Here is a 15,381-nt window from a genome sequence, read left to right as displayed (position 1 = left end):
TCTTTCATGCCTCTTGCTGATGTCTTTAGCCTGCTCGTTTTGGGTCAGGGCAAATCCGGTCTCGATGTTGCCCGCTGGGCGCTGGCGCATCCCGAGCGCGTAAGTGCCGTTACCGTGTATGGCGGCGGCACCTCTGAGCCCAATGACGCCACGCGTGCGCTCGAGGCTGCTGGTGCGTCGTTTGTCTATGGCACCGAACAGGTCGAGGGCGCCTATGACGTATGTGTGACGTGCCCGGGCATCTCGGAGTTCTCGGGCTTCTTTAAGTCCGGGCGCGAGCATGCCGCCCAGATTATGGGCGAGCCCGAGTTTGCCTATCGCCTGTCGCCCGATAACTGGATTGCCATCACGGGTACCAACGGCAAGACGACCACCACGTCGCTGACTGATTATCTGCTCAAGGCTGCCGGCGAGGCCAGCGTAGCTGTCGGCAACATCGGCGAGCCGCCGGTCAACGAGATTGACGGCCGAGCCCATAACGAGTGGTTTGTGGCTGAGCTCTCGAGCTATCAGATTGCTACGACCGCCGAGCTTCATCCTCGCGTGGCGGTGCTGCTCAACATCACGCCCGACCACCTGGGCTGGCATAAGAGCCATAAGAACTATGCGCTTGCCAAGATCAAACTGTTTGAGAATATGGTCGATGACGATCTGGTGGTTGTCGACGTCGAAGACGCCGGCATTCACGAGTTCGATGAGTACATCTACACGCCGGGTCGTCGCATCTGCAAGGTCGCTTTTGACGAGCCCGAGGGCGAGGATGCCGCCTTTGTGCGCGACGGCAAGATGGTCGTGCGCCTGAAGGGCGTCGAGACCCCGCTCATCGCTGCATCCGAGCTCAAGATCTCGGGCCATCACAATGTTATCAATGCCCTGTGCGCTGCCACGGCTGCCCTGGCAGTCGGTGCCGATGTCGATGGCGTCTGCCGCGGTCTGGCCTCGTTCCAGCCGCTCGAGCACCGCGTGGAGCCGTGTGGCGAGATTGACGGCGTGCGCTACGTCAACGATTCCAAGGCGACCAACACCGATGCGGTCGAGAAGGCACTGACGGCATTTCCCGATGACGATGTGATCTTGCTGCTCGGCGGCCACGATAAGGGCACGCCGCTCACGGACTTCGCGCGCTTCGTTATGGACAACGTGCGCTCGGTCGTCTGCTTTGGCGATGCGCGTGAGCGCTTCACCGCCGCTATGGACGAGGCCGATGTCGATGGCGATGTGGATATCGCCCAGGCGGATGACCTACGCGACGCCGTGGACGTCGCCCGTTCGCTGTCGAGCCGTGGTGACGTGATCTTACTTTCTCCTGCCTGCTCTTCGTTCGATGAGTTCTCGGGCTATGAGGAGCGCGGCCGCGTGTTTAAGGACTACGTGGCCCAGCTTGCCGCTGCAGCGAAATCACAAATGGAATAGGGGTTGCGGTGAGAGAGGAGAGCCCCCGACAAGGTATGAGGAGGCCCGACTCGGACCGTGCTTCCTCGCGGCGCATAACACCGCGTTCCGGCCGCGGCGGGCAGTCGTTTAGCGAACGCTATATTGCCGGCGTTCCCGCCCGTATCATGCGCCCCCGTTTGATATTTATGGCCTGCCTGTTTACTTTGGTGTGCTTTGGCCTGCTGATGGTGTACTCGGCGTCTTCGGTCGAGGCGCTGCACGAGAATGGCTCGGCAACGTTTTTTTTGGGTCGACAGGCCGCGTTTACCGTGGTCGGTGTTTTGGCGCTGATTGCCATCGTGCGCGTTTTGCCGGACAGCTGGTTTGGGGAGGATATGCTCAGGATCTTCCTTATCGGCATGATGTTTTTGCTTCTGCTGGTTTTCTTGGTGGGCAGCGGCAGCCGTGGCGCCACGCGCTGGCTCAACATCGCCGGCATTCAGTTCCAGCCTTCCGAGTTTTTAAAGCCATTTGCCATCGCGTATTCGGCCATCATGCTCGATCGCTTCTTTTCGCCGGGTGGCAACATCAACGAATTCCTTCGCAAGATGGGCATCTACCTGGGCATTTCGCTCTTTCTGATCTTTATCCAGCCCGATTTCGGTACTGTCCTGATCATCCTGTTGACCCTCATGTGCATGGCGTTGTTTGCGGGTCTCGACCCCAGATTTATCATCGGCGTGATAATCTTCGGCATTCTCGTGATCGTGATTGCGCTTGTCGCAGAGCCGTACCGTATGGTGCGTATTCAGGTTGCCTTGAACCCTTGGGCCGACGAGTATGGTGACGGCTATCAGGCCACGCTTGCCATCATGGCCTTTGCCTCGGGCGGTCTGTTCGGCCGTGGCATCGGCAACTCAACCATGAAGTACTCGTATCTGCCCGAGGCACACAACGACTACATCCTGGCCATCATTGGCGAGGAAGTCGGTTTTGTCGGAACCGTGCTGTTCTTCTTGGTGTTTGCGATGCTGATCTACTCGGCGTTTCGCATTGCCGAGCAGGCGACCGACCGTCGGGGCGCGCTTATGGCGTCTGGCTCCGCGGTCATTCTCGCGGTGCAGTTTTTGATTAACGCGCTGGGCATCCTCAACGTGTTTCCCATGACGGGCAAACCGTTGCCGTTTATTAGCTACGGCGGTTCGTCGATTATTGTGTCGCTTATGCTTGCCGGGTTGATCCTGCGCGTTTCGTACGAGAGCGCCCGCCGCGATGAGTATGACCGCCGCCGTGAGAGCTTTGCCGTTATGGACGAGAGCACCGCCGGCGTGGCCCATGTGCGCGGTGAACGACCTTCGCGTAGCGGCTTTACCGTTCTGGATGGTTCTGCATCCGAGCCGGCAGCTCGTCCACGCTCGCGAACGGCTCCGCAAGGTCGTCCGCAGCGCCCCAGCCCTCGCAACGCGGGCGGCGGATATAATCGAATCGATTTGAACTCGGACCCGTCGGCGCGTCTGCGCACCGACGACCAGGGACCGCGTGTACGAAGGGACTACCATGACCGATAAGATGACCGTTGCTATTGCAGCCGGCGGCACGGCAGGACACATCAACCCCGCGCTCGCCTTGGCCGAAGAACTGCGTGACCGTGGCCACCACGTTGTGTTCGTGGGCCAGTCGCGCAAGCTCGAGGGTCGTTTGGTCCCCGAGGCTGGGTTTGGTTTTGTGCCCATTACGGTCACGGGCTTCGACCGCTCCCGTCCTTGGACGGCGCTGACCTCGCTGTGGCGTGTCAATAAGGCCAAGCGTGCGCTCACCAGTCATTTCTCAAAGGTCGGCAAGCCCGATGCCGCCATCGGTTTTGGTGCCTATGTCGAGGTTCCGCTGCTGGGGTGGTGCAAGGGCGCAGGCGTTCCGTATCTGCTGCATGAGCAGAACTCTGTTCCGGGCCTGGCCAACAAGATGATGAACTCCCACGCCGCCCGCGTGTGCATCTCGGTGCCGGCAGCGCGTTCGGTCTTTGAGCGCGAAGGTGACCCTGACCACGTGCTCATGACCGGCAACCCCGTACGTCGCTCGGTGATCGAGGGCGATCGCGCTCGCGGCCGCAAGGCACTTGGCGTTCCCGAGGACGCTACGCTGCTGCTCGTCTTTGGCGGTTCACTCGGCGCCCAGCACCTCAACGAGCGCGTGGCTTCGCTCAAAAACGAGCTGCTTTCGCGCAAGAACCTCTATGTGTTGCATTCGACGGGTGCCGACGGCTTTGAGGAGACCGAGCGCGCTTTGGCGCTGACGCTCGAGGAGGCGAAGCGTTACCGCGTCCAGCCTTACATCGACAACATGGGCGACATGCTGGCTGCTGCCGATTTGGTGCTATCGCGTTCGGGAGCATCGAGCGTGGCCGAGATCGCTGCGCTCGCCGTGCCTTCGGTGCTCGTGCCGTACCCGCATGCGACGGCCGACCACCAAACCACCAATGCCCGTTATCTGGTCGACGCCGGGGCCGGCGTGCTCTGCGCCGATGCCGATATCGACGGTTCTGCCTTTGCCGATGAGCTGCTGCACCTGGTCGATGACGCGGCGGCGCGCGACGCCATGCGTCAGGCGGCGCGTGGTCTGGCTCAGGATAGAGCCGCCGCTCTTCTGGCGGATGCAGTAGAGGGTTTGCGTTAGTTAGACGGGATATCTTCGGTCGCCCTCGCGCTGATGCGGTAGGTGCGGTACAGTTAACGGGTTACAGGCAGTGTTTACGCAAGGAGTACACGAGCACATGGCTGATTCCCAGACTGCAACCTCCGCGCCCGAGTTTAAGAGCGCCCACTTTATCGGTATCGGCGGCGCCGGCATGAGCGGCATCGCCCTCGTTCTGCACGAGCGCGGTTATGCCGTTACCGGCTCCGACCTTAAGACGTCACGTTATATCCGCCAGCTTACCCGCGCTGGTGTGAAGGTGCATGTGGGCCATGAGGCCGCCACGATCGACGAGGTCAAGCCCGACGTGGTTGTTGTCTCCACCGCTATTCCGGAGTCCAACCCTGAACTCGTGCGCGCTCGCGAGCTTGGTATTCCCGTGTGGCCCCGTGCCAAGATGCTCTCTGCTTTGGGTCACGGCTACACCACCGTCGCTGTTGCCGGCACGCATGGCAAGACCACCACGTCTTCGATGTGTGCCACCATGCTCGACCGCATGGGTCTGGATCCGAGCTTCCTGATCGGTGGCATCGTCGAGGGCTATGACACGAACGGCAAGAACGGCTCGGGCGACTACTTTGTCGCCGAGGCCGACGAGTCCGACAGCTCCTTCCTGTTCCTGAACCCCAACGTGGTCATTGTGACCAACGTCGAGGCCGACCACCTCGACCACTACTCGGGTATCGAGGAGATCGAGGCGACTTTCGTCAAATTCATGAGCCTGGTGGGCGAGGACGGCACCGTCATCGTCTGCGGTGAGGACCCGCATCTGGTCGAGCTCGCCAAGTCGACGGGGCGTCACGTGCTTTCCTACGGCTTTGCCGAGAGCAACGACATCGTCTGCGTGCACCCGGATGTCAAGGGTATTCAGAGTGACTTTATCGTTCGCTTTGAGGATGGCACTGAGCACGCTGTGGAGATCAAGAGCAATCCCGGTCGCCACAACATGCTCAACGCCACGGCGGTGCTCACCGTCGCCCATGTCCTGGGCCTTGACATCGACGCCGCCGCCAAGGCACTCTCGAGCTTTGAGGGCGTCCGCCGTCGCTTTACCCACGTGGGCGATATCGATGGCATCACCGTGGTCGATGATTACGGCCATCATCCCACCGAGATCAAGGCGACGCTTGCTGCCGCTTCGTCGCTGGGCTACAAGCACGTCGACGTCGTGTTCCAGCCGCACCGCTATTCGCGCCTGCAGGCCCTGTGCGACGACTTTGCCGATGCATTTGCCAATGCCGATAAACTGCTGCTGATCGATGTGTTCTCGGCTGGCGAGATGCCCATTCCGGGTGTCACCTCCAAGATGCTCGCCGATACCGTGCGCGCCAAGCATCCTGGCAAGGAGGTCGTGTACTGCTCCAGCCGTCTTGAGCTCAATCAGGAGCTCGAGCAGATGGTGGGCGAGGGCGACCTGCTGCTCACCATGGGTGCCGGAGACGTTACGACCGTCGGTCCCGAGTTCATCGAGTATCTGACTGCCAAGAAAGATGCTTAAGTCTAATGGGTCTGTTTAACGCCGTCATGGCGCTCTCGGGCATGATCGACACGGATGTGATCGAGGACGAGCGCCTTGCGCGTCATACGAGCTATCGTATCGGCGGCAAGGCCGACCTCTTTGTGACGTGCCATAGCTATCATGCCCTTCGCCGCGCCGTGGCGGTGCTCGATCGCGAGCAGGTGCCGTGGGTCATCATTGGCAAGGGCTCCAATTTGCTGGTTGCCGATGGCGGTTATCGCGGTGCCGTCATTTCGCTCGGACGTGAGTTTCAGCGCACGGTTGTTGCCGATGACGGTTGTACGCTGACGGTCGGTGCGGGCGTGATGTTTGCGCGCCTGGTCAACGATGCCCTGTCGCGTAGCCTCTCGGGCCTTGAGTTTGCCGTTGGCATCCCTGGCTCGGTCGGCGGCGCGATATCTATGAATGCCGGCACACGGACCGAGTGGATTGGCTCGCTGGTTGAGGATGTCGTAACGTTTGACCCGGCATCCGGTATCAAACATTATGCGGGGTCCGAGATCACTTGGGGCTACCGCGAATGTAGCCTTCCCCGCAATGAGATCATCCTCGAGTGCGTGCTCAAGCTTAAACCGGCGCCCAAGGCCGACATTCGCGAGCGCATGGAACGGTACCTGACGAGGCGCAAGCGTACGCAGCCCATGGGTCGCGCATCCTGCGGGTCGGTCTTTCGCAACCCGCCCGATGCGAGCGTGGGCAAGCTTATCGAGGATTGTGGATTAAAGGGTTTTTCGATTGGCGGCGCGGAAGTTTCGCCCGTTCACGCTAATTTTATCGTTAATAACGGAACTGCCTCGGCCGATGACGTTGCCGCGGTTATCAGACATGTGCACGGAAAGGTGAGGGAGGCGTATGGCATCGAGCTCAGACCGGAAGTTAAATTCCTCGGCTTCTAGAGCATCGAAACCCACCTTCCGCCGCGCCGGAGGGCGTTCCGGCGCGCCTGCCAAACCTCAACGCAATGCCGTCGCGCACTCTAAGTCTGTCGGGCATGCTCGACAGGCCAGTCGTCCGGTCGTCGGCTCGCAGCTCGGTAATCGTCCGGCCGCAAAAAAGTCCTCGCGTCCCTCGGTGATGTCAAAGCCTGTTATGGGCGCCAAGCCTGCCCGTCCCATGGCAACTCCTAAGCCCTTGACGGGAACTAAGGTGGCGCGTCCGGGTCGCACGCTGGGCGCATCGAAACCGCGCTCGCTGACATCGGTGCCGGCTGCCGCCAAGAAGCCTTCGGGTAAAAAAGGCGTCAACCCGTTGTCTTCACTTAGGGCGATGGCAAATAAAACATCAGACGCCGCTTCTGTCGTTACAGGCAAAGGCAAAATCGTGGGCGGCGTTCTGGCCGTCTTGGCCGTGCTCGTCGTCGTTGCCGTCGTGGTGATCAACTCTGGATTGTTTACCGCCACTGATATTCAGATTCAAGGCAGCGAGCATGTGACGAAGCACGATGCTATCCAGCTGATCGATTTGCCCGAGGGAACGTCGCTTTTTAACGTCGATCCCGACCAGATTACCGAGGACCTCAAGCAGAACCCGTGGGTCTCGGGCGTGGATGTCCAGCGTCAGTTCCCGCATACGCTCATTATTACGCCGATGGAGCGCAAGGTCATCGCAATTGCCTATATCAGCTCCGATGACCTTGCCTGGGCCATCGGGGATGATGACACCTGGATCGCCCCGCTGTCGACGTCGGTCGAAGTGGACGACCAGGGCAACGTCATCACGACGGGGCAGGGCTCAAATACCCTGACCGGCATTGATGCCGCACTGGCGCTCGCTAAGCACTATGGCGCGGTGCTGTTGACTGATGTCTCGGCGGATGTCGCTCCAGTTTCCGGCCAGGCGGTGAGCTCCAAGGCCGTTAATGCTGGCTTGGATTATGTGCGTGGTTTTTCGAGCGAGTTCTTGGGACAAGTCAAGGATATTTCCACGCCTTCGGTCGAAGCCATCTCGGCAAACCTCAATAACGGCATTGAGGTGTCGCTGGGCGATTCGGACGATATCGCCAAGAAAGAACGCGTAGTCACTAAGTTGCTTTCGCAGGTAGAGGGCGTAACGTATATCAATGTGCGCTCTCCGGGCAACTACACATTTAGGAATGCTCCGACCTCGTAGCGATGGTTGATGCTTTGTTGAGGGGCCATACCACGCCGTTTATCTGGTTTGTTTGGTTTTCACGGTCAATTATTTGACTGATACGTTCATAATGTGCAAACATAATACGGTTTACCTTTGCATTTACTTTCAACCTGAAGGTTAATGTGCGCAGGGGTCGACCCATGCTATGGCTATAACCTTTGTTCGGAGGACCGACATGCACGAGACAGAGATCAACAACTACCTTGCCGTCATTAAGGTGGTCGGCGTCGGCGGCGGCGGTACCAACGCGGTCAATCGAATGATCGAAGAGGGCATCCGCGGCGTCGAGTTTGTTGCCATCAACACCGATGCTCAGGCACTCGCGATCTCTGATGCCGATATCAAGGTGCACATCGGCACCGACCTTACCCGCGGCCTGGGCGCCGGCGCCAACCCCGAGGTTGGCCGCAAGGCTGCCGATGAGTCCCGCGACGACATTGCCGAGGCGCTCGCTGGCGCCGACATGGTGTTCATCACCTGCGGCGAGGGCGGTGGCACCGGTACCGGCGCTGCTCCCATCGTTGCCGATATCGCGATGAACGAGGTCGGCGCACTGACCGTCGCTGTCGTGACCAAGCCCTTCACCTTCGAGGGCCGCAAGCGCAAGAAGAGCGCCGAAGAGGGCATCAAGACACTCTCCGATTGCGTCGACACCATGATCGTCATCCCTAACGATAAGCTGCTCGACATCGCCGAGAAGAAGACCACCATGCTCGAGGCCTTCGCGATTGCCGATGGCGTCCTTTCCCAGGGCACCCAGGGCATCACCGACCTCATCACCGTCCCCGGTATCATTAACCTGGACTTCGCCGATGTTAAGACCATCATGAAGCAGGCCGGTACCGCCATGATGGGTATCGGTACCTCTTCTGGGGATACCCGTGCCGTCGACGCTGCCCAGCAGGCCATCTCCAGCCCGCTGCTCGAGAGCTCCATCGATGGTGCCACGCGCGTGCTGCTCTCCATCGCCGGTTCCAAGGACCTGGGCATCCAGGAGATCAGCGACGCCGCCGACGTTGTCGCCAACGCTGTCGACCCCGAGGCCAACATCATCTTCGGTACCGTTGTCGACGAGTCCCTGGGCGATCAGGTGCGTATCACCGTCATCGCTACGGGCTTCTCCGACTCCAACGTCAACCGTCAGGACGAGCTCTTTGCTGCTCAGCAGTCTCAGAGCAAGGCCGCTGCCTCCGCTGAGCCGCAGCGCACCGCTCCGACCGCCAGCCCGGCTCAGGCCGCTCCGACTCGCAACGTCGGTGGCACCGAGCTTCCCAACTTCGGCAACGATCAGTTCGAGCTTCCCGACTTCCTGAAGCGCGGTAGCTTCTAGTTCGTTTTTCTCAACGACCTGCACGGGGTGTGTCCATTTGGATGCACCCCGTTTTGTTTCTCGTTTGTAAACGAAAGCCTCCAATCTCCTTACGTTCCCTTTACGTTTGGTCCCTACCGCTGCGGGTATCCTTTTAAGGAAGTATGACAGCCGTATAAACGCGGACTGCGCGGCGACGCCGCGGTACTTGTGTTATTAGGAGGCTTTAGTATGGCAGCACGTGCGGACAACGTTTCGCGTGTCGACCATGATGGAGTTACGTTGGTGGAGGGCGCGACATCCGATGTCCGCTTTGCCTTTACCGAGCGCACCGGTGGCGTTTCTGAAGATGCGTACTCCTCGCTCAACCTGGGCTCGCATGTAGGCGATGACCCCTTTGCTGTTCAAGAAAATCGTCGTCGAGCGCTCGAAGCTATGGGCGCCACTGAGTGCGAGCATAATCTGCTCGTGCCCAATCAGGTACATGGTGACCATATCGTTACGGTGACTTCGAACGGTGCCGACGATCTTGAGGCTGTTCGCGAGCAGATTGCCGAGGGCTGCGATGCCATCGTCTGTACGGCTCATGACGTGCCCGTGCTGCTCTGCTTTGCCGACTGCGTTCCCGTGGTGCTGGTGGCCCCTGGCGGATTTGCCGTGGTGCACTCCGGTTGGAAGGGCACGATTGCACGTATTTCTGCCAAGGCGTGCCAGGCGCTTTGCGATGCTGCCGGCTGCGATGCGAGCGACGTTTCCGCCTATATCGGCCCCCATATCTTGGCTGACGAATATGAGGTATCCCAGGAACTCATGGACCGCTTTGCCGCCGAGTTTTCGTGCATCGATGCGGGCGCTTCTCGCATGCTCGATCTATCTGCCGCCATTCGTGAGGCGTTGGTAGATATCGGTGTGGACGCGGATAATATCGTGGATACCCAGCTTTCGACTGTGCGTCAGAACGACCGCTTTTATTCCTACCGTAACGAGGACGGCACCTGTGGGCGCCATGCTGCGATCGGCGTGATGCTATGAGAAAGATCGTATCGGTCCTGAGCGCCGCTGTGCTTACGCTTACGCTGTGCGCCTGTTCTTCGGGATCTTCTACCTCTTCCATTACCGTGGCCGGCTCCACGACCTGCCTTCCTATCGCCGAGATTGCGGCAGAGGGCTTTAAGGAGGAGACCGGCATCGACGTGCTCGTTTCCGGTTTGGGCTCTTCCGCTGGCATCGAAGCCGTCAGCGCTGGCACGGCCGATATCGCCAGCTCCTCCCGTGGACTCAATGCCGACGAACAGGATCTGGGCCTGACTCCCATCGTCATTGCCCACGACGGTATCGCGGTCATCGTGAACGACGATAACCCGGTCGATAACCTCTCGACCGAGCAGCTCCGCGATATCTATGCCGGCAAGATTACTAATTGGAAAGAGGTCGGTGGCGAGGACCTGAAGATTCAGGTCATCAACCGAGACGAGGCGTCTGGCACGCGTGAAGCATTCCGCACCATCGTGATGGACGGCACCCCGTTCGATCGCCGCTCCGCCGTTCTTTCGGGCACGGGCCAGGTGCGCGACGTGGTATCTCGTTCGCGCGGTGCCATTGGCTACATTTCGCTGGGCTTCGTCGATAGCCTCAACGCCAAGACCTCGGTCAAGGCCGTCTCGGTCAATCATGTTGAGGCGTCCGAGAAGACGGTCGCGAGCGGCGGCTATCCCATCTCACGCGACCTTTACTTCTTTGTGAAGGGTGCGCCTTCGCAGCAGGCGCAGGATTACATCGACTATGTGACGTCCGAAAAGATGGACAAGCAGATTCGCGAGGCGGGCTTTATCCCCGTCACCAACGACGAGAAGGGGAGTGAGTAGCATGGAAGCACAGGAAAACTCCCAGACTGAGCGGAATGTTCAGACGCCCAAGAAGCGCGAGCTGGCGCTCGTATCGCGCAGTACCTATATCAAGGAGAAGGCGCTGCAGTGGATCTTCTTTGCCTGCGCGTTCTTGGCGGTCGTTACCGTCATCCTGATTTTTGTCTTTACCACGTACTCGGCGCTGCCCGTCTTTACCGACATCGGTCTGGCGGACTTCTTTAGCTTTACGTGGGCGCCCTCTGAGGGTCACTACGGCATCGTGTCGCTGCTTGCCGGCTCGGGTCTGGTGACCGTCGGTGCACTCGCCATGGGTGTGCCCCTAGGCGTGGGCACGGCCGTGTATCTGGTCGAGATCGCCAGCAAGCGCGTGCGCAAGCTCATCAGCCCTGCCGTTGACCTGTTGGCCGGCATCCCTTCTATCATCTATGGCTTCTTTGGCATGATCATCATCCGCCCGTTTATCGCACAACTGACCGGCGGTCTTGGTTTTGGCGCGCTGACGGCGTGGTTCGTGCTCGCCATTATGATCGTGCCCACCATCACGACGCTTACCATCGATGCTCTCAATTCCATTCCCATGGGCATTCGCGAGGCATCGTATGCCATGGGCGCCACCAAGTGGCAGACTATCTATAAGGTCGTGTTACCTGCCGCCAAGCTGGGTATCGTGGATGCCATCGTGCTGGGTATGGGCCGTGCCATCGGCGAGACCATGGCCGTGCTCATGGTCGTGGGTAACGCCCCGGTTATTCCCGACAGCATTGCGAGCCCCATCTCGACGCTCACGAGCCAGATTGCGCTCGACATGAGCTATTCCTCGGGTCTGCATCGCTCGGCGCTGTTCGGCATGGGCGTGGTCCTGTTTATCATTTCCGCCACGCTGGTGGGCATCGTCCGCCTGGTTTCCAAGAAGAAGAGGGGGTAGGCTATGTCCGATTCCGTTGACACGACGGTCGATACGACCTCGTCGCGCGAGCGCATCAAGCGTGCCCTTTCCCACGGCAAGAAGGGTCGCATCAACAAGGACCTGTCCAACAAGATCATGCTCGGCGTATTCCGCGCGGCTGCCTACATCACCACGCTGGTGCTGGTCGCTATCATTGCCTATGTGGTCATTAACGGCCTGCCGCATATCTCGCTCGACTTTATCTTCGGTTGGCCCCAGGGCGTCAACGCCGAGGGCGGTATTTGGCCCACGATCGTCTCGACCGTCTATGTGACGGCGCTCGCCATGCTTATCTGCACGCCGATCGCTGTGCTGGCAGCCGTCTATCTGGCCGAGTACGCCAAGCAGGGCAAGATCGTCGAGCTCATTCGCTACGCTGCTGACGCTTTGGCCTCGGTGCCCTCCATCGTTATGGGCCTGTTTGGCTACGCCTTGTTTGTCGAGGCTATGGGTCTGGGCCTTTCGATGGTCTCGGCCGCTCTGGCGCTTGCGCTCTTGATGCTTCCCATCGTCATGCGCACCACCGAAGAGGCCATTCGCGCCGTTCCGCGCTATATCCGTTGGGGCGCGTATGGCCTGGGCGCCACCAAGTGGCAGGTTGTCTCCAAGATCGTGCTTCCTTCTGCCTTTGGCCGTATTGCCACGGGCATTGTCCTTGCCATCGGCCGTGCCATTGGCGAGACCGCCGTGGTGCTCTACACCATGGGCCAGGCCATCAATCTACCTATCTCGCCGCTCGATTCCGGCCGCCCCATGACCGTTCACCTGTACCTGCTTGCCAACGACGGCATCAACATGAACGCAGCCTACGGCACCGCGCTCTTGCTGATGGTGATCATTCTGGCCTTCAACCTGTTTGCGCGCTTCCTGTCGCGCAAGCGTCGCTAGTTAAGGAGTCCCATGTCCGTTTATCAGTCCGCTCCCACGCTGGAGCAAGCGGCCATTACGGCCAAGGATTTCAACTTTTGGTACGGTGACTTTCATGCGCTGACGGGGCTCGACCTCAACATCGCCAAAAACGCCATCACCTCCTTCATTGGCCCTTCGGGCTGCGGCAAGTCGACGTTTTTGCGCTGCATCAACCGCATGAATGACCTGATCGAGGGTACGCGCGTCGAGGGCACCATGACGCTCGACGGCAACGATATCTATGCCGAGGGCGTCGACCCGGTCGACCTCCGTCGCCGCGTGGGCATGATTTTTCAGCAGCCCAACCCGTTTCCCAAATCCATCTACGAGAATGTCGCCTTTGGCCCTCGTCTGCAGGGCGTGACTAGCAAAAGCGACCTCGATGACATCGTGGAAGAATCGCTCAAGCGCGCCAACCTCTGGAAAGAGGTATCCAATCAGCTCAACAAGGATGGTTTGGCGCTCTCGGGCGGTCAGCAGCAGCGTCTGTGCATCGCGCGCGTGCTTGCGGTGCAACCCGATGTCCTCCTGATGGACGAGCCCTGCTCCGCCATCGACCCCACGTCCGTCTCTAAGGTCGAGGATTTGATGGCCGAGCTGGCGCCCGAGATGACGATCATCATCGTCACGCATTCAATGCAGCAGGCAGCTCGTATCAGCGACTACACCGCATTCTTCTTGCAGGAAGTTGCCGGTGAGCCTGCCACGCTCATCGAGTATGGTCAAACCGACGCGATCTTCACCAGCCCGGTGGACTCGCGGACGGAAGACTATATCACCGGCCGCTTTGGCTGATCGGTGCGACTAGTCCCAAGCCGATCGGACCTGGTCCGGTGCGTATTCACTGTGCGGGCGGCATGACCGCACCCAACTGATTGGAGTGAACCATGCGTAAACTGTTTTCCCGTCAGCTCATCGAGGCCCGCCACGAGATGCTGAGCATCTACGAGGCCGTCGATCTGGCCCTCCACGATGCCGTTAAGGCCTATGTGACCGACGACCGCAAGCTCGCCACCAAGACCAAGAAGCGCACGCTTTCGATTGACGCACGCTGCGCCAACCTGGAGGCCGTCTGCTACAACCTGATTGCCACGCAGTCACCGGTCGCCTCCGACTTCCGCCTGCTTCAGACGATCATCTACGTCGACTTTAACCTGCAACGCATGACCGATAAGGTCCGTCAGATCTGCCGTGCCACGCGTCATATGATCAAGGCCGACATCTCGCTGCCCAAGGAGCTTGTCGGCACGGTCGAGGCCGAGGCTGAGGCCGTCTACCAGGTGCTGGGCTCTTCGCTTTCTGCGCTCGTCACCAACGACATGTCCATCATCTGCAACTTGGCCGTCGAGGACGAGCCAGTGCACGCCGCCTACGAGAAGTTCTTCCGCACCTTTAACCGTATGGATACGGGCGACTTTATGGACGACGACAGCAACTATGACGACCTGCGCCGCGCCATCATGGTTTCGCGCTACCTCGATCGCATCGCCTCGATTTCCATCGATGCCGCCTGCCGCCTGACCTTCCTGCTGACTGGTCAGCGCATGAATGCCGGCGATATCGCCCGCACGGACGAGGACGAGCTCGAGAGCATGCGCGTGCCTTCGGGCGAGGGCGTCATCATGAGGCCCGCCGTCGATGCGCGCTACGTTGCCAAGGTGCCCGTTAACGAGGTCAGCGAGGGACTTCGCTACCTGCTCGATCATCTTGAGGACGAGGACGATGACGAGGACGACGAGGAGTAAGTAATCCCGTTCGTCGAAAGATTGTAAATACCTAAGTGAGCGCGGCCTTGCACATGCGGGGCCGCGCTCTTGCGTTAGCATGGGACTACTTGTTTGGCCGTCAGCGGAGGCGATTGGCAATGGATAACTATTTGGACTTGATGCGCGCTCGCCGCGAGCAGATTCTGGAACGTTTTTATGCGGCGCTCGATCGCGCAGGCCGTCCCCACGACGCCGCGAGCCTCATTGCCGTGTCCAAGACCGTTGGTGTCGATGAGACCGTTGCCGCCATCCAGGCGGGGTATCGCCATTTTGCCGAGAACCGCCCGCAGGAGCTGGTTCGCAAGCTCACGGGTCTGGCGGAGCATCCGGAGCTGCCCGAGGTGCGCTTCGATATGATCGGCAACCTGCAGACCAATAAGATCAATGCGGTGCTGGGCTCAGCCGAGCTGATTCACTCGGTGGGTTCGCTGCATCTGGCGCAGGCGATCTCGAGCCGTGCTGTCCGCAAGATTGAGGCAGGCGAGCTCGCCGGCCCCCAGCGTGTGCTCATTGAGGTCAATGTGAGTGGTGAGGAGTCGAAGGGAGGCTTTTCGCCCGATGAGATTCGCGCCGCCGCGGGTGAGCTTGCGGAACTTGAGGGAATTTGCGTGCAGGGGCTTATGACTATGGCGCCCCGGGGGAATAAGGATGTGGCACGCCGCACCTTTGCGGGGCTTCGTGAGCTGAGGGATGAGCTGGAGGCGGCGCATCCCGATTTGAACCTGCCTGAGCTTTCCTGCGGCATGAGCGAGGACTTTGAGCCTGCCCTTGAGGAGGGCTCTACGCTCGTTCGCCTGGGCAGGGTAGTATTTAGCCCGGAGTTTGCAGTAAAATAAGGCTCTGAAGTGCGCACTGATTATCGGGGC

14 protein-coding genes are annotated in these 15,381 nt (G+C 59.9%); all 14 read left to right on the top strand.

What is annotated here, in order from left to right; translation table 11 throughout:
* Positions 1–6 precede the first annotated feature (6 nt).
* A complete protein-coding gene (gene murD, locus DW136_RS02295; RefSeq protein WP_118288980.1) occupies positions 7–1,413 on the top strand; it encodes a UDP-N-acetylmuramoyl-L-alanine--D-glutamate ligase in 1,407 nt (468 codons plus the stop codon).
* Between the two features lie 35 nt (positions 1,414–1,448).
* On the top strand, positions 1,449–2,942 hold the full coding sequence (gene ftsW / locus DW136_RS02290; RefSeq protein ID WP_118288979.1) for a putative lipid II flippase FtsW: 1,494 nt from the start codon (positions 1,449–1,451) through the stop codon (positions 2,940–2,942).
* Positions 2,932–4,047, top strand: a complete 1,116-nt coding sequence (gene murG, locus DW136_RS02285) for an undecaprenyldiphospho-muramoylpentapeptide beta-N-acetylglucosaminyltransferase (protein ID WP_118288978.1) — start codon at positions 2,932–2,934, stop codon at positions 4,045–4,047. Before ftsW ends, murG begins: the two co-directional genes overlap by 11 nt.
* A gap of 97 nt (positions 4,048–4,144) precedes the next feature.
* Entirely contained in the window at positions 4,145–5,563 is a 1,419-nt protein-coding gene (murC, locus tag DW136_RS02280; RefSeq protein ID WP_118288977.1) for a UDP-N-acetylmuramate--L-alanine ligase, read from the top strand.
* Between the two features lie 5 nt (positions 5,564–5,568).
* The gene (gene murB / locus DW136_RS02275; RefSeq protein ID WP_006234257.1) at positions 5,569–6,480 is read left to right on the top strand and encodes a UDP-N-acetylmuramate dehydrogenase; all 912 of its coding nucleotides are present in this window, start codon (positions 5,569–5,571) and stop codon (positions 6,478–6,480) included.
* Between the two features lie 178 nt (positions 6,481–6,658).
* Positions 6,659–7,693 (top strand): cell division protein FtsQ/DivIB, encoded by a 1,035-nt coding sequence (locus DW136_RS02270; protein WP_233546515.1) that lies wholly within the window; start codon positions 6,659–6,661, stop codon positions 7,691–7,693.
* Positions 7,694–7,892: 199 nt separating this feature from the next.
* Positions 7,893–9,047 carry a cell division protein FtsZ gene (gene ftsZ / locus DW136_RS02265; RefSeq protein WP_118288975.1) on the top strand — a complete coding sequence of 385 codons (1,155 nt, stop codon included), beginning with the start codon at positions 7,893–7,895 and terminating at the stop codon, positions 9,045–9,047.
* A gap of 210 nt (positions 9,048–9,257) precedes the next feature.
* Complete coding sequence (locus DW136_RS02260; protein WP_117584224.1) at positions 9,258–10,058, top strand: polyphenol oxidase family protein; 801 nt, start codon at positions 9,258–9,260, stop codon at positions 10,056–10,058.
* Positions 10,055–10,891, top strand: coding sequence for a phosphate ABC transporter substrate-binding protein (locus DW136_RS02255; protein WP_099431531.1), 837 nt, complete (start codon positions 10,055–10,057; stop codon positions 10,889–10,891). The genes DW136_RS02260 and DW136_RS02255 overlap by 4 nt, the downstream gene beginning before the upstream one ends.
* 1 nt (position 10,892) lies before the next feature.
* Entirely contained in the window at positions 10,893–11,819 is a 927-nt protein-coding gene (gene pstC, locus DW136_RS02250) for a phosphate ABC transporter permease subunit PstC (RefSeq protein WP_117584223.1), read from the top strand.
* Positions 11,820–11,822: 3 nt separating this feature from the next.
* The gene (gene pstA / locus DW136_RS02245) at positions 11,823–12,728 is read left to right on the top strand and encodes a phosphate ABC transporter permease PstA (protein ID WP_055251684.1); all 906 of its coding nucleotides are present in this window, start codon (positions 11,823–11,825) and stop codon (positions 12,726–12,728) included.
* Between the two features lie 12 nt (positions 12,729–12,740).
* Entirely contained in the window at positions 12,741–13,544 is an 804-nt protein-coding gene (pstB, locus tag DW136_RS02240) for a phosphate ABC transporter ATP-binding protein PstB (protein ID WP_089571588.1), read from the top strand.
* Between the two features lie 92 nt (positions 13,545–13,636).
* The gene (locus DW136_RS02235; RefSeq protein ID WP_117584222.1) at positions 13,637–14,494 is read left to right on the top strand and encodes a PhoU domain-containing protein; all 858 of its coding nucleotides are present in this window, start codon (positions 13,637–13,639) and stop codon (positions 14,492–14,494) included.
* A 119-nt stretch (positions 14,495–14,613) separates the two neighbouring features.
* Complete coding sequence (locus DW136_RS02230) at positions 14,614–15,351, top strand: YggS family pyridoxal phosphate-dependent enzyme (RefSeq protein ID WP_117584221.1); 738 nt, start codon at positions 14,614–14,616, stop codon at positions 15,349–15,351.
* The last annotated feature ends 30 nt before the right edge of the window (positions 15,352–15,381 follow it).

It is taken from the genome of Collinsella sp. AM12-1 (assembly GCF_003472325.1).
Taxonomy (GTDB): Bacteria; Actinomycetota; Coriobacteriia; order Coriobacteriales; family Coriobacteriaceae; genus Collinsella.
The sequence above is the reverse complement of the archived record's forward strand: the minus strand, read 5'-3'. Positions and strand labels throughout refer to the sequence as shown.

Coding starts and splice junctions, on each gene's coding strand:
- murD (WP_118288980.1), top strand. CDS start 7: ATGCCTCTTGCTGATGTCTTTAGCCTGCTCGTTTTGGGTCAGGGCAAA.
- ftsW (WP_118288979.1), top strand. CDS start 1,449: ATGAGGAGGCCCGACTCGGACCGTGCTTCCTCGCGGCGCATAACACCG.
- murG (WP_118288978.1), top strand. CDS start 2,932: ATGACCGATAAGATGACCGTTGCTATTGCAGCCGGCGGCACGGCAGGA.
- murC (WP_118288977.1), top strand. CDS start 4,145: ATGGCTGATTCCCAGACTGCAACCTCCGCGCCCGAGTTTAAGAGCGCC.
- murB (WP_006234257.1), top strand. CDS start 5,569: ATGGGTCTGTTTAACGCCGTCATGGCGCTCTCGGGCATGATCGACACG.
- DW136_RS02270 (WP_233546515.1), top strand. CDS start 6,659: ATGTCAAAGCCTGTTATGGGCGCCAAGCCTGCCCGTCCCATGGCAACT.
- ftsZ (WP_118288975.1), top strand. CDS start 7,893: ATGCACGAGACAGAGATCAACAACTACCTTGCCGTCATTAAGGTGGTC.
- DW136_RS02260 (WP_117584224.1), top strand. CDS start 9,258: ATGGCAGCACGTGCGGACAACGTTTCGCGTGTCGACCATGATGGAGTT.
- DW136_RS02255 (WP_099431531.1), top strand. CDS start 10,055: ATGAGAAAGATCGTATCGGTCCTGAGCGCCGCTGTGCTTACGCTTACG.
- pstC (WP_117584223.1), top strand. CDS start 10,893: ATGGAAGCACAGGAAAACTCCCAGACTGAGCGGAATGTTCAGACGCCC.
- pstA (WP_055251684.1), top strand. CDS start 11,823: ATGTCCGATTCCGTTGACACGACGGTCGATACGACCTCGTCGCGCGAG.
- pstB (WP_089571588.1), top strand. CDS start 12,741: ATGTCCGTTTATCAGTCCGCTCCCACGCTGGAGCAAGCGGCCATTACG.
- DW136_RS02235 (WP_117584222.1), top strand. CDS start 13,637: ATGCGTAAACTGTTTTCCCGTCAGCTCATCGAGGCCCGCCACGAGATG.
- DW136_RS02230 (WP_117584221.1), top strand. CDS start 14,614: ATGGATAACTATTTGGACTTGATGCGCGCTCGCCGCGAGCAGATTCTG.